Source organism: Nocardia huaxiensis (assembly GCF_013744875.1).
GTDB lineage: Bacteria > Actinomycetota > Actinomycetes > Mycobacteriales > Mycobacteriaceae > Nocardia > Nocardia huaxiensis.
Genome location: NZ_CP059399.1, coordinates 7,286,953 through 7,299,884, shown reverse-complemented (window position 1 = coordinate 7,299,884; position 12,932 = coordinate 7,286,953). Strand labels below are relative to the sequence as shown.

Genomic DNA, 12,932 nt, shown 5'->3' with positions numbered 1-12,932 from the left:
CGCAACCACCTGACCACACGCGGTCAGAGTCGGTCGACGCCGAGGTACAGCCCCCAGCCGAAACCGACTCCGTACTTATCACCTGCGAATTCGAATGTGTACTCCTCGTTCGGATACCAGCTGTCCACGGACTGCAGCGGGCCGAACAGTTGGCTGAACTCATCGACAGTTACGCTCCACAGCGGCAATTCTGTGGGGCTGGAAACAGTCGGCGGATTGCCTGCGACCCGCTGGTATCGCGCCGGCCCGATGGTTCCGAAGTTCGTAGATTCTGCCGCGAATTCAAACTGTGGCCAAAATCTACTGGAATATGTGATGGTAGTAGCAGAGACGTCTTGCGCACCGAGGAGGAGCTTTAGGGCGGAAAATTGCTCTGTGCCCAACTTCAGTTTCTGATGAACTTGCTGAGATATGCGGTCAGCGTCCTCGAGAGATATTCCGAACTCGGCCAGCTTGGTCTGCTTTCCATCCTCAATGTTGCGCATCAGCATAAGCTGATGAACTTCGAATTCTATCGAGTTAGATTGCATTTCCGTGCTCATAAGGCGCTCCTCTATCGAATATACTGCAGGAATTGTTCCAGGTCACCCTCGTATTTGACAACCGTTCCGTCGGCGTTGATCAAAAAGGCCTTTCTGACGGAGGTATACGTGGGCAGTACCATCTTCGTGCCATTCGGCAAGGTGGCAATGCCGCCGCTACCGGTCAGGCCGATCTCGGACGCCTTGTTGGTTACCGCGGCCGCTTCGTCCTGGGAAAGGTGCAGTTCATTGACCCTGGAAATGATGGTATCCAGCTGTCCTGAACCGCGAGGGATCTGGGCGACCTCTTCGCCGATCTGCTGGCCGAGGCTTTCCAGTTCCTGCGGGCTCTTCTTGCGTTTCACAAGAGTCTTGAGCTTTTCGACAAGTTTGGTCGTCAGGTCCTTGATGCGTTGGACGGCAGCTTTTCGCGCAGCGTTGAGTCGTGTGACAGTCACCGCTGTCTTCAGCTTGGCGGCCTTGACCGCAATCCGGATCAGGTCGACGAACTTGTCGATGATTTTGGCTACGGCTACGGCGGTTTTCGCGGCGACCGCGGCAGCGCCGACGCCGAAGCTTACGACGGAGGCTGCCACCGAGAGGGCAAGACTGACGGCTACTTCGGTGGCGATCTCTTTCGCGAGCTGGTCGAGCAGATTTTTCAGCTCGGTTCGGAGGTCGTCGTGGGCTTGTTTCTGGTCCCGGCAGGCCTGCGCCATTTCGCCATAGGCACCGGCCAGGTCGTCACACGCACCTTTCAGTTCGCGGAGATCCTCGTCGATGAAGTTCGCGTCGGGTGAGGTGATCTGCTCGAACATGGCGGCCGCGCGTTCAAGTTCGCCCGCTGCGGAGGTGACCGAGGCGTTGGTAGCCAAGGAATTCCAGACGTCACCCGAGTGGGAGAGCTTGACGGTATCGCCGTCCGGGATCGGGATGCCGACCTTGGTGGCGAGGTCCAGACCGTCGTCGATCAGGCCGCGGCCAGGCCCTCCTGCGGACGGTGGTACCAGCAGGGAGACCAGTTCCTGCGCGGACAGAGTGAAGGAAGGGACCGTGCTGGGGGCCGCAGGTTCGGGCTGGCCGCTGGCGGCGTCGTAGTCGGCGAGGGCATGGTTGTAGCCTGCTTGGCGAAGTACCTGGGTGTAGCCGTCGATGGCTATCACCAGGTCTATCGACATGGTGTAGACATCTTTGGCCTGCTGGTCGTAGGACTCGGCCCAGATTTTGCCGTCGCCGATACTGCCGGCCATATTGGTGGTGTCGCCGAAGGACGCCATGCCGGTTTTGAAGGCGGTGAAGAGGTCCCCGGAGACTTTGGCGCAGATGTCAGCAGCGTCGTAATAGACCTGTGGGGCAACGTCCAGAACGGTCACGATCGAGCCCCACCGCGTCCCAGCATCTCCAGGTTGGTGGCCACGGCCTCGGTGTAGCGCTGGTGGGCGGCGGCCGCTGCAACTCGCATTGCGTCGATGCCTTCGGATACGTCCTGTGCGCCCGTCATCCACTGCTTGAACGCGTCGTCGGCGGCGACTGCCGACGGACCGGACCAGCCCGACTGCACCGCAGTCGTGCGTTGCTGGATACCTGTGAGGCTATCGTTGAGGAAGCCCACGAATCCGGCCACGCGGGCGGTGATGTTGTCGAGTTCGGTCAGGTCTACTCGAAACGGTTCGGCCATAAGCCTTTTCCTCCCCTATAGAATTACGGCAGATCGAGCGAGCTGATGTTCGTGGTCCAGGTGGTGTCGAGCTGAGTGTGGGCGTCGGCTGTGACGCCCAGCAGTTCCGCGAGGGTCTTCAGTGAGTCCAAGACGGTTTGCGCGCCTTGGCGGGTCTCCTCCCAGCCGGCGCGGTACGCGGTGGCCGAAATGCCGGTCCAGCCCTCCAGCAGCCTGGTGATCTCGGTGTCGAGGGTGCGAACGGCGTCGACCAGCTCCTCGGCGGTCATCTGCACGTAGCGCCCGGCATCGGAGACTTCGGACGGGACGACATCGAACGTGCCATCACCCTGTGCCATACAACCCCCCTGAAAATCTGAACGCCGCGAATCTACCGCATGCCCGGTGCGGGGCCGGGCATGGCAATATCGGTTGGGTGCGTGAGGTGCGACTGTGGCGATAACGGTGTTGATCGCCGATGACCAGGCGATGGTGCGGGCGGGCTTCGGGGCGCTGCTCGGTGCGCAGAGCGACATCAGTGTGGTCGGGGATGCGCCGGACGGGAAAGCGGCTGTGGCGGAGGCCAAGCGGTTGCGGCCGGATGTGGTGCTGATGGATGTGCGCATGCCGGAGATGAATGGGCTGGATGCTGCCAAGGCCATTCTGTCTGCGGGGTTCGATCCGCCGGTTCGGGTGCTCATGCTGACCACTTTTGATATCGATGACTATGTGTATGAGGCGTTGACCATCGGGGCCAGCGGGTTCCTGTTGAAGGACGCGCCGGCCGAAGAACTCGTACGCGCTGTGCGCGTCGTCGCCGCCGGGGATGCACTGCTGGCACCGACCGTGACGCGCAGGCTCATTGCCGATGTGACGAAGCGGCGGGCCCGGCGCGCGCCCGCGCCGGCGCTCGAAGTGCTGACGCCGCGGGAGCGGGAAGTGCTGGAGTTGGTCGCGCGGGGGATGTCCAATGCGGAGATCGCCGAAACCCTGTTCGTGGCCGAGCAAACCGTGAAGACCCATGTGTCGAAGGTGTTCACGAAATTGAACCTGCGCGACCGGGCGCAGGCGGTGGTGCTGGCGTACGAATCCGGCCTGGTGACTCCCGGCTGATACGGCGGTTCACATGGGCATTCGGCGCGGTAGGCTTGCGGACTTGTACGTCACCGGAAGGGGGTCGTGGTGCTGAACAGCGGTGACGTGTTCGCCGGATTCACCATCGAGCGGCTACTCGGACAGGGCGGGATGGGATCGGTGTATCTCGCCCGCCACCCTCGACTGGGCAAGCTGACCGCGTTGAAGCTGCTGAACCGGGAGTTGGTGGCGGACCGGGAGATTCGCGCGCGATTCGACCGGGAGGCCGATCTGGTCGCGCAGCTCGATCATCCGAGCATTGTCGAGATCTACGACCGCGGTGTCGAAGACGGCATGATGTGGATCTCCATGCAGTACATCGACGGCGTGGACGCCGCCAGCGTGGACGTCACCCAGCTGCCGCCCGACCGCGCCGTGCAGATCATCGAAGGCGTCGCCGCCGCACTGGATTACGCGCACGCCATGGGTGTGCTGCATCGAGATGTGAAGCCCGCCAACATCATCCTGGCCCGCGCGGTCGCCGGGCATGGAGAACGCGTCTTCCTCACCGACTTCGGCATCGCCCGCCTGCGCGAGGACTCCACCCACCTCACCCAGGCCGGCATGTTCACCGCCACCCTGGCCTACGCCAGCCCCGAGCAGATGACCGGCGGTCACCTCGACCACACCTCCGACCAGTACTCCCTCGCCTGCGCCCTCTACTGGCTTCTCATCGGCGCGGGCCCCTTCGATTCCCCGCACCCCGCCGAACTCATCCGCGGCCACCTGCAACTCCTCCCACCCCCGGTCTCCCTGCGCCGCCCCGGCCTGACTCCCGCCATGGACGCGGTCATCACCAAGGGCATGGCCAAACGCGCCATGGACCGCTTCCCGTCCTGCACCGACTTCGCCAAGGCCGCCCGCCGCGCCCTGACCGCCCCCGCTCCCACCCCCCAAATCCCTACCGCCACACCGCAACTCCGCCCCTCCGGCCCCACCTACCGCCCCGCCCCGGCTCCCGGCTCGCCCCCGAACTACGCCCCGCCTGGCTACGCGGCGGCTCCACCCGCCTATCCGCCCGCTGTCCCGCAACCACAGGCCGCCCCGCCCGCCTACCCGCCCCAGCCCTACCCGGACCCCGGATACGCCGCGCCCCAACAGCCCCCGGCGCGCCCGCCGGTCCCGCCCGGCCAGCAGATCCCGCCGGGTTACCTTGCGCCGCAACAACCTCCGTCCCCGCCACCAGCCGCGCATCCCCCGCAGCAGTCGCCCGTGCAACCTGCGGCTTCGATTCCACCGCAGGGTTTTCCGCCGGTGCAACCGGTCGAGTCCGAAGGCTCGACCGACGTCTATCCGATAGACGCCGCGCAGGCCACCCCGGCCGATGACGACGCGGATACCACCGCGTACCCGATTGAGCCGCAACAGAGTTCGCCTGCGTCCCCGGGCGGGCCGATCGTCGGCGAGACCGCGTCGATGGCAGGCGCGCCGCCCATGCGCGAGGTGAGTGCGCCTGTTCCGCCGCCCGCGCCGAACGCCGAGGCGGGTCGGTCCGGTCCTGCTCCGGATCCAGCAGGTTCGGTCGCTCGGCGAGAAAACAGTGCGGCGGTACCCGGAGAAGAGTCGGATTCACAACCGGTGGAACGGGATTCGGCTGGGGTGCAAGAAGCGCCGGCTTCTGCTGACCGAACTGGCGACGAGTATGCGGCGCGCCAGGAGCGGCGCATCGGCCCTACGCCGGAGCCCGGTGCTGACCGAGGCGGCTCGGGTGACTCCATGCCCGTGTCGGTTGCGGCGGAAGGAGATTCGGGTGCCTCTGCACCTGCATCGGTTGCAGCGCAAGGCGATTCGGTTGACGCCACGCCTGATGCCTACGGCGCGAGTGACCCTTCGGTGCCCTTTTCTACAGCGTCGGAAGCGGATTCGGGCGCAACCGCGCGGGACGAATCCAGTCCGCGCACGGATACGGCGGAGAACGCCGAGACGCGACGGCGACCTGATATGACCGCGCCGTACCGCAAGGGATCGGCGCGGCGTGAATCGACCGCCGCGCCGAGTGCCCCATCCCTTGCCGCAAGCCAGGATTCGGACACGGCGGGACCTGCTGCTGTGGGGCCGGACGCGGCACGGAGTGATGAACTCGATCTCGGGACCGGGCCCGGTGATGGTGCGTCACCGCGGAAGAGTCCGGGCACGCCGGATGTCGCGCGCTCAGCCGCCGCACCCCCTGCGGCGGACCGGGGTTCGGCTGTTGTCGTCGGCGATTCCGGAGCGGATGGCCCATCGGGTGCTCAGAGCGCGGGGGCGCGCGCCGGGATGGATCCGGATATCGCTGGGGGAGCGGAGTCGGTCGTGTCGCCGGAGGCGAGTTCGGCTGTGCCGCAGGGAATGAGTTCGTCCGCGCGGGAGCTCGGGGTCGCCGGAACACCGGATGCGAAAGCCGTCGAGTCGGAGGCGGGTGCTCCGGCCCAGGGCTCGCAATCGGCTCCTTCCGATCCCCGCGCGCGGCATCCGGAGTCGGGGGCGTTCATGCCGGCCCCGCCTGGGAGCGCTGCGCCGGGAGCCGATCACGGTGCGGGGGAGGCTTATTGGGGACGGGGCCAGGCGGGGCCGGTGGATGCCGGTGCGCCGGGGTTCGCGACGGGCGAGCTGCCTGCCTATACGACAGGTGAGATGCCCGGCTATCCGACCGGGGAGTTCGCGCCGTATCCGGGGCAGGCTCCGGGCGCGTATCCCGGTGGGCCGTACGGGAATGCGCCGGGGGCGTTCGGCGCGGCGGGGGTGCAGCCGCCGCAGCCGGAGCGGCGGGAGATGGAGCAGTCGCAGGTGACGGCGCTGGTGGTGTTGGCGCTGGCGGTGGTGGCGTTGGTGTTGCTGGCGGTGGTGGTGCTGGCGGTGGCGGGGTAGCCCGTCACAGCGCGGCGCGCTCGTCGAGCACCATTTGTCCGGTGTCCACGAGGATTTGGCGGGCGCGGCGGCGGATCAGGCAGTTGTCGACCGTGCAGCATTTGTGGATCTGCATGGCCTGGTGAGCCTGGGGGAGGGCCAGGTCGCCGGGGTCTATGGTGCAGTCGAAGAGGTACATCATGGTGTCCGCCGGTGGGTCAGCGCGGGAGGGCTGGTTGTCCCGGCGGTGGGTGGTGCTGCTGGGCGGCGCTACTCGTGCGCCGGGCACTCAGGCAAGCGTATCGCCCGTGCGCGCCGCAGAGCGCGGCATTCGTCGTCTCGGCAGTGACGGTGGATCTGCAGCACCTCGTGCGCGAGATCCAAGGGCAGATCACCGGGATCTGTTGTGCAGTCGAAGATCAGCAGTGCGGATCCCATGGTTCCTCGAAGCGTTGGTCGCGGCTCCCGATCGTGAGTGGGTGCGCCCGGCTCGGGGACGAGTGGGTCCAGAGGGTTCAGGGTCTCCGGCTCTCGCCGGGCGCATGTTCAAGTCCAGCACCGACACTGCGAGCCGACAATCGAACTACGCGCGTCGGGGGAAACTTTCCGAAACCTCCAGGTCGTCATTCATATTGCGTGAGAGCATCGTTCACAGTGACCGAAATTTGCCTTCGCGGGGGAGGATTCGATGTCCGATCATGGTTCGACATTGCCACGCCGCCAGCTCGGCCGGTACCTGCGCGAGGGGCGCATGCAATGCAATATGACGATCGCCGAGGCCGCGGCGCTCATGGAATGGAGCGAGTCGAAACTCCAGCGCCTGGAAACCGGTAACGCGGAGAAGATCCGGGTGCTCGACGTCCGGGAACTGTGCCGCATCTACGACTTCGACGACGAGTTCGCCACCGCCCTGGTGGGTCTGGCGCAACAGGCCAGCGTCAAGTCCTGGTGGCACGAATACGACGATCTGATTCCGGAGGGTTTCAATGTGTATGTGGGCCTGGAGGCTTCGGCCCGCGCCCTGATTTCGTACCAACCGGACTTGATTCCCGGACTGCTGCAAACCACCGACTACGCACGGGTTCTCATCAGCGATTACTGGCCGGATGCTGCCCATGACCAGATCGACCGAAGAGTCCAATTGAAGATGCGCCGCCAGAGCCTGGTCACGCGCAAGCGCAGCCCGGCCACCCTGGACGTGGTGATCCATGAAACCGCACTACGCCGCGTTGTCGGCAATCCGCGCGTGATGGCGGCGCAACTTCGACGCGCGGCGGACATGTCGACACTGCCGACGATCGCTGTTCGTGTACTACCCTTCTCCGCGGGCGTCCCGACAGGGCACACGGTCGGGCCGTTCGTGATTCTGGAATTCGGCCGGGACAGCGGTAACAGGCCGGTCGAACCCACCGTGGTGTACCTGGAGAACTTCCTGGGCGACCTCTACCTGGAAAAGCAGGCCTCGGTCGACCGGTATCACCAGGCGTACCAGGCCCTCCAGCAATCGGCGCTGGACGAGGCAACCAGTAGGGACCTCTTGCGGAAGGCAGCGAAGGAGTACGCGACGTGAAAGTCGAACCGTCCGGCGCACGGTGGTTCAAGAGCGCCCGCAGCACGGGCGCCAAGGAATGCGTGGAAATCGCTTTTCTGGACAGCGGAGTCGGTGTCCGCGACAGTAAGAACCCGACCGGTCCGGCATTGATTTTCGCTCCGGCAGAATGGGATCGATTCACCACAGCCCTCATGGACGGCAAATACGACAAATGAGGAGTGGAGCTCCGGCAGTCGCTGCCGGAGCTCCGGCCATTTGCGGCAACGGTTTTCGTGGGCGCAGCAACTGCTCGACGAACGGTGAAGTGGCCCTTCCCGCGAAACCGGCCTCGGGAACGAGTGCGGCTCAGGCCGCGCCGGCGGTGGTGCGCTCCAGTTCGGCGGCGGGGCGGCGCGCTGCCTGGAGGACCAGGTGGAGGAGGGGGACCATGAAGGTCATGTCGACCGTGCTCCAGCCCAGGGACATGCGGTTGTGGACGAAGCCGACGGAGACGCCGGAGCGGGGGTCCGCCCAGCCCATGGAGCCGAACGCGCCCATGTGGCCGTAGCCGCGCGGCGCTCGGGGGGAGGGGAAGCTGTGGTAGCCGAGGTGCCAGAAGGGCACGATCAGGCTGCGGTCGAGCTGGTAGGTGCGCACGCGCTCCAGGGCTCGAACTGTCTTGGCGGACAGGTAGGTTCGGCCGTCCACATAGCCGTCGCAGGCCAGGGCGCTGTACATCTTGGCCAGCGCGGGGGCGGTGCAGACCGCGTTGCCGGCGGGGAGGGCGGTGTCCAGGATCGAGGGGCGTTCGCCACGGAAGATGCCTTCCAGGCCGGGGACGTAGATCGATTCCAGCGGGGAGCGCACCAGCTTCGGCAGGCGCGGCACCGCGGCCGCCACCGGCGTCGGAATGCTGCGATTGGCAAGGGTTTTCACCGAGCCGACCAGATCCGCGCCGATGGTGCGGGAACCGGCGGGCGGGGCGCCCAGGTGGATGCCGTCGACGCCGAGGGGTTCGGCGACCTCGGTGCGGTACAGCTCGGCCATATCGCGGCCCGTGATCGCGCGCGCGATGCCGGCCATGAGCCAGCCGATGGTGAGGGCGTGGTAGATCGGTTTGCCCAGCAGGTGACCGGGTTTCGCGGCGGCGAGGCGCTCCTCCATCAACCGGTGATCGAGCACCTCGGCAGAATTCGCGGCGGGCAGCGCCGAGAGTCCGGCGCGGTGGCTGAGCACCTGTTCGACCGTGATCGCCTGTTTTCCATTGGCGGCGAACTCCGGCCAGTATTCGGCGACCGGCGCGCTGTAGTCGAGCAGCCCGCGATCCGCCAGCCGCGCCAGCACGGTGGCCGAGACACCTTTGGAGGCCGAGTAGATCATGCTCCCGGTATCCGCGGTCCACGGTGTGCCCGCCGCATCGGCGGACCCCGCCCACACATCCACCACCGGTTCCCCGTGCAGATAGACCGACAGCCCGGCCCCGTTCCCGGTGCGCCCGGCGAATACGCGAGCGAAAGTTCTTACCGCAGTGGCGAATCGGGGATCGGCGACACCGCTCACCCCGCTCGGCAGATCGACGTCGGCGGCGAATCTGGAGGTTCTCATCCACCAACGGTAGCCAGCGGACCGAACACCCGACAAGGACTGTCTGAGACAAGTGGGTAATTCTGGCCTACTGCACAAGACCACGCCGCCCGAATTGGCATGGTGCTCGAGCCGCCCCGATCAGTTCGACTCGTCGTATGCGCTCAGCATCGCGGAAAATTCGTCGCATTGCGATGCCGCGGCGGCGCGGAACGAATCGCGGGTCTGCCGTGCGGTGGTTCCGGAGACCGATGTCATTTGCTCCTCCATGTTCCGCAGCGCTTCGGCATTGCCCGCGAAATGTGGATCGGTGCTGATCAGCCCACTGTCTCGCATACGCCGCAGCGTGTGGCAGCGCTGCGTGGCCTCATCGGGGCTCGTGGCTTTGGTCTCTGTCCCGGCAATGGTGGACGCCGGCGTCGTGCCGGTTTCCGCCGATTCATTCCCCGAACACCCGGCAGCCAGGCACACAAGTGCGGTAATCGCCACGGCGGCGGCACATTTCATCGCATCCCCTCGATAGCTCGCGGCTACCATACTCGCGATGCGTGGATTGTCCAGCGTGTCCCGCCGGGACTCGTGTCACGCGGTTTCCATGACGATCCCGCTGAGCTCGCGAACGAGTGCGGTATCGAATCCGGTGCGCCACACGAAGACCCATTGACACGGCGCGGCATCGCTCAGCGGAACATAGGTGACGCCGGGCCGGCCGTAATACTCGACGGTGTGCTCGCAGCAGAATGCGACCGCGCGATCGGCGGCAATGGCGGCGAGCATCTCCTGAAAGGTCCGCACCCTCGGCCCACGCCGCAGCGGCTGCCCGGACGGCGTATGCGTCGGAACTTTGTCCGCCACCCAGTACTGCGGCGGTACGTCTCCGATATCGAAGAAAGTCTGACCGGCGAGGTCCTCCATCGAGACGGCGGCGCGGGCGGCGAGTGGATTGCGGTCGGAAACGGCCAGCCGCCACGGTTCGGTGTACACCACCGGGCCGACGCTGAGATCGGTTTCCTCGACCGGAAGCCACAGCAGCTGGATATCCACCTCGCCCGTGCGCAGCGGTCCGAACGGGTCGGAGAAATGGGCTTCGCGCAATGCGATTTCCACGTCCGGATGGGCACTTTCGAAGGTCTCGAACACCGGCGCGATGACGTGACCCATCGCGCCCATGATGCCGACGTTCAGCGTGGTCGGCCTGCCATTGGCGGCCGCGCGCGCATCGGTGATGGCCGACTTGATCTGGCCGTAGCCGCGTTCCAGGTCAGCGCGCAGTTTCTCGCCGATCGGCGTGAGAATCACGGTGCGGCTGGTGCGCTCGAAAAGCGCTGCGCCGATCAGCCTTTCCTGTTTCCGGATGGCATGGCTGACCCGGGATTGCGTGATGTGCAGACGATCGGCGGTGCGGCCGAAATGCAACTCCTCGGCGAGCGTCAGAAAGATTTCGATATCCCTGTGTTCCATCCATGCCCCCGAGCTCATGGGCACATGCCCTTCCGGTCATGAATCGATTCAACCATGCGCGTGAAGTCATGCGGCATTGCGGATTTCGGCGTTGATCAGGCTATTTCCGCGGACGACAGTGAATGGGGTTGATCCTTCTCACTTTCGGAAAGGGTGTCGTGACTCTCCTGTATCTGGCCGCGGCGCTGGCCGTCGGCGGTCTGCTCGCCGTGCAAGCCTCGGTGAATCTGCAACTCAACAAGGCGGCGGGCACGCCCTATGGCGCTTCCACGGTGCAATTGGGTATTTCGGCGCTGCTGCTCGCGGTGGTCGCCGGAATAGCCGGTGGCTGGGGCGCTTTCGGTGCGCTCGGTGCGGTGGCGGCGGACTCGCCGTGGAAACTGCTGGGCGGCATCGCCTCGCCGATCTACATCACCAGCGCCATCCTGCTGTTTCCCCGGCTGGGCGCGCTGGCCTCGGTCGGCTTGTTCGTGACCGGGCAGATGTTCGCCTCCATCGCGATCGATCTGGGCGGCCTGCTCGGTGTCGAGAAGCGTTCTCCCGGTGGGGGAATGCTGCTCGGTGCGGTGGCGGTGCTGGTCGGCATCGTGGTGGTGATCCGCAGCCAGCTGAGCGGCGGTCGAAACCAGGGCTCGCCGCTGTCGCGGGTCGGCTGGATCCTGCTGGGCCTGTTCGCCGGTGCGGTGCTGCCGATCCAGGGCGCGGTGAATGCCGCCCTGCGCACGGATTTCGGTGATCCGTTCGCCACCGGCCTGTGGTCGTTCCTGGTGGCGACGGCGACCATCGCCATCGTGCTGCTGGTCCTGCTCGCCACCGGCCGCAGCCCGGCCCCGCGGGTCGCGCCGCTGCGCACGGTGCCATGGTGGGGCTGGCTGGGCGGCGTGGCGGCGGCAACCTATGTGACGGTGACCTTCTCGGTGATCCCGCATATCGGCGCGGCCACCACCATTGCGCTCACGGTCACCGGGCAGCAGCTGGCCTCGGCCGTCATCGACCATCGCGGCTGGTTCCAGCTGCCCGCCACACCGATCACGGTCGAGCGGCTCGGCGGCCTGGCCGCGCTCATCCTGGGCTGCGCGCTGGTGCAGCTGGCCTGACAGCATTCGGGCCCCGCACCAACCGGTGCGGGGCCCGAATCGCGCTGTGGCTCAGCCGAAGAACGCGGCCGCTTCCCGATACCGGTCCTGCGGAACGAGTTTCAGCTGCTTGGTGGCCTCGGACAACGGCACGAGCTCGATTTCGCTGCCGCGCAGCGCCACCATCTGGCCGAAGTTCCCGGCGTGCACGGCCTCGGCGGCGTGTACGCCGAAGCGGGTGGCAAGTACCCGGTCGTACGGGGTGGGGGTGCCGCCGCGCTGCACGTGGCCGAGCACGGTCACCCGCACCTCCTTGCCGATGCGCCGCTCGATCTCCGGCGCGAGCTGCTGCGCCACACCGGTGAAGCGCACGTGTCCGAACTCGTCGATGCCGCCGTCGCGCAGGGTCATGGATTTGGGATCGGGGTGCGCGCCTTCGGCGACCACGCAGATGAAGTGCGAATCCCCGCGCTGGAAGCGGCGTTTCACCATGGCGCACACTTCGTCCACATCGAAGGGCACCTCGGGGACCAGGGTCAGGTGCGCGCCGGAGGCGATCCCGGAGTTGATGGCGATCCACCCGGCATGCCGCCCCATGACCTCCACCAGCATGACGCGCTGATGCGATTCCGCGGTGGTGTGCAGGCGGTCGATGGCCTCGGTGGCAATGGAGACGGCGGTGTCGTGGCCGAAAGTGGTGTCGGTGCAGTCGATGTCGTTGTCGATGGTCTTGGGCACGCCCACCACCGGCACGCCCTCGTCGGCCAGCCAGCTGGCCGCGGTCAGCGTGCCTTCGCCGCCGATCGGGATGAGCGCGTCGATGCCGTTGTCGTCGAGGGTCTGTTTGATGCGCGGCAATCCGGCCCGCAGCACATCGGGATTGGTGCGGGCGGTGCCGAGCATGGTGCCGCCCTTGGTGAGCAGCCGGTCGGTGCGGTCATTGTTGAGAATCTGGATCTTGCGATCCTCGAGTAGGCCGCGCCACCCGTCCTGGAACCCGACGATCGCATCCCCCCAGCGGCCGTTCGCGGTACGAACGACAGCACGAATCACCGCGTTCAAGCCTGGGCAGTCTCCGCCTCCGGTCAAGACTCCGATGCGCATGCGACCCATCTTGCCCTCTGTCCGGACATCGGTGGGCC

General features: G+C 66.2%; 14 protein-coding genes. 5 read left to right on the top strand and 9 right to left on the bottom strand.

What is annotated here, in order from left to right; all coding sequences use genetic code 11:
- Nucleotides 1-23 precede the first annotated feature (23 nt).
- From H0264_RS33380 to H0264_RS33365, 4 genes are read right to left on the bottom strand one after another with little or no spacing between them, the layout of a single operon-like run.
- Nucleotides 24-542 (bottom strand): hypothetical protein, encoded by a 519-nt coding sequence (locus H0264_RS33380; RefSeq protein WP_181581232.1) that lies wholly within the window; start codon nucleotides 540-542, stop codon nucleotides 24-26.
- 11 nt (nucleotides 543-553) lie between these two features.
- On the bottom strand, nucleotides 554-1,894 hold the full coding sequence (locus H0264_RS33375; RefSeq protein ID WP_181581231.1) for a hypothetical protein: 1,341 nt from the start codon (nucleotides 1,892-1,894) through the stop codon (nucleotides 554-556).
- Nucleotides 1,891-2,199, bottom strand: a complete 309-nt coding sequence (locus H0264_RS33370; protein ID WP_181581230.1) for a WXG100 family type VII secretion target — start codon at nucleotides 2,197-2,199, stop codon at nucleotides 1,891-1,893. The genes H0264_RS33375 and H0264_RS33370 overlap by 4 nt, the downstream gene beginning before the upstream one ends.
- Before the next feature lie 23 nt (nucleotides 2,200-2,222).
- Nucleotides 2,223-2,537, bottom strand: a complete 315-nt coding sequence (locus tag H0264_RS33365; protein WP_181581229.1) for a WXG100 family type VII secretion target — start codon at nucleotides 2,535-2,537, stop codon at nucleotides 2,223-2,225.
- Nucleotides 2,538-2,631: 94 nt separating this feature from the next.
- Between H0264_RS33365 and H0264_RS33360 the strand changes: the two genes are divergently transcribed.
- Together H0264_RS33360 and H0264_RS39245 are read left to right on the top strand one after the other, a co-directional pair.
- Nucleotides 2,632-3,291 (top strand): response regulator, encoded by a 660-nt coding sequence (locus H0264_RS33360; RefSeq protein WP_181581228.1) that lies wholly within the window; start codon nucleotides 2,632-2,634, stop codon nucleotides 3,289-3,291.
- A gap of 66 nt (nucleotides 3,292-3,357) precedes the next feature.
- On the top strand, nucleotides 3,358-6,159 hold the full coding sequence (locus tag H0264_RS39245; RefSeq protein WP_338040110.1) for a protein kinase domain-containing protein: 2,802 nt from the start codon (nucleotides 3,358-3,360) through the stop codon (nucleotides 6,157-6,159).
- Between the two features lie 4 nt (nucleotides 6,160-6,163).
- Here H0264_RS39245 and H0264_RS33350 read toward each other — a convergent pair whose 3' ends face one another.
- Nucleotides 6,164-6,427: a hypothetical protein gene (locus H0264_RS33350; RefSeq protein WP_181586138.1), complete on the bottom strand. Its 264-nt coding sequence runs from the start codon at nucleotides 6,425-6,427 to the stop codon at nucleotides 6,164-6,166.
- Nucleotides 6,428-6,826: 399 nt separating this feature from the next.
- Between H0264_RS33350 and H0264_RS33345 the strand changes: the two genes are divergently transcribed.
- Together H0264_RS33345 and H0264_RS33340 are read left to right on the top strand one after the other, a co-directional pair.
- Nucleotides 6,827-7,708 carry a helix-turn-helix domain-containing protein gene (locus H0264_RS33345; RefSeq protein WP_181581227.1) on the top strand — a complete coding sequence of 294 codons (882 nt, stop codon included), beginning with the start codon at nucleotides 6,827-6,829 and terminating at the stop codon, nucleotides 7,706-7,708.
- A complete protein-coding gene (locus H0264_RS33340) occupies nucleotides 7,705-7,905 on the top strand; it encodes a DUF397 domain-containing protein (RefSeq protein ID WP_181581226.1) in 201 nt (66 codons plus the stop codon). Before H0264_RS33345 ends, H0264_RS33340 begins: the two co-directional genes overlap by 4 nt.
- Before the next feature lie 130 nt (nucleotides 7,906-8,035).
- Here the strand turns inward: H0264_RS33340 and H0264_RS33335 are convergent, their stop codons facing one another.
- From H0264_RS33335 to H0264_RS33325, 3 genes are all read right to left on the bottom strand, one after another.
- On the bottom strand, nucleotides 8,036-9,274 hold the full coding sequence (locus H0264_RS33335; protein WP_181581225.1) for a serine hydrolase domain-containing protein: 1,239 nt from the start codon (nucleotides 9,272-9,274) through the stop codon (nucleotides 8,036-8,038).
- Between the two features lie 120 nt (nucleotides 9,275-9,394).
- Complete coding sequence (locus H0264_RS33330; protein ID WP_181581224.1) at nucleotides 9,395-9,742, bottom strand: hypothetical protein; 348 nt, start codon at nucleotides 9,740-9,742, stop codon at nucleotides 9,395-9,397.
- A gap of 93 nt (nucleotides 9,743-9,835) precedes the next feature.
- Nucleotides 9,836-10,714, bottom strand: coding sequence for a LysR family transcriptional regulator (locus tag H0264_RS33325; RefSeq protein ID WP_181581223.1), 879 nt, complete (start codon nucleotides 10,712-10,714; stop codon nucleotides 9,836-9,838).
- Nucleotides 10,715-10,872: 158 nt separating this feature from the next.
- On the opposite strand from H0264_RS33325, the gene H0264_RS33320 reads away from it, so the two are divergent.
- On the top strand, nucleotides 10,873-11,811 hold the full coding sequence (locus tag H0264_RS33320; protein WP_181581222.1) for a DMT family transporter: 939 nt from the start codon (nucleotides 10,873-10,875) through the stop codon (nucleotides 11,809-11,811).
- Between the two features lie 51 nt (nucleotides 11,812-11,862).
- Here H0264_RS33320 and H0264_RS33315 read toward each other — a convergent pair whose 3' ends face one another.
- The gene (locus H0264_RS33315; RefSeq protein WP_181581221.1) at nucleotides 11,863-12,894 is read right to left on the bottom strand and encodes an ATP-dependent 6-phosphofructokinase; all 1,032 of its coding nucleotides are present in this window, start codon (nucleotides 12,892-12,894) and stop codon (nucleotides 11,863-11,865) included.
- Nucleotides 12,895-12,932: the final 38 nt, after the last annotated feature.

What these genes read in the sequence shown, in the direction of transcription:
- H0264_RS33380 (WP_181581232.1), bottom strand. Translation starts at nt 542, where the DNA reads ATGAGCACGGAAATGCAATCTAACTCGATAGAATTCGAAGTTCATCAG.
- H0264_RS33370 (WP_181581230.1), bottom strand. Translation starts at nt 2,199, where the DNA reads ATGGCCGAACCGTTTCGAGTAGACCTGACCGAACTCGACAACATCACC.
- H0264_RS33365 (WP_181581229.1), bottom strand. Translation starts at nt 2,537, where the DNA reads ATGGCACAGGGTGATGGCACGTTCGATGTCGTCCCGTCCGAAGTCTCC.
- H0264_RS33345 (WP_181581227.1), top strand. Translation starts at nt 6,827, where the DNA reads ATGTCCGATCATGGTTCGACATTGCCACGCCGCCAGCTCGGCCGGTAC.
- H0264_RS33335 (WP_181581225.1), bottom strand. Translation starts at nt 9,274, where the DNA reads ATGAGAACCTCCAGATTCGCCGCCGACGTCGATCTGCCGAGCGGGGTG.
- H0264_RS33325 (WP_181581223.1), bottom strand. Translation starts at nt 10,714, where the DNA reads ATGGAACACAGGGATATCGAAATCTTTCTGACGCTCGCCGAGGAGTTG.
- H0264_RS33315 (WP_181581221.1), bottom strand. Translation starts at nt 12,894, where the DNA reads ATGCGCATCGGAGTCTTGACCGGAGGCGGAGACTGCCCAGGCTTGAAC.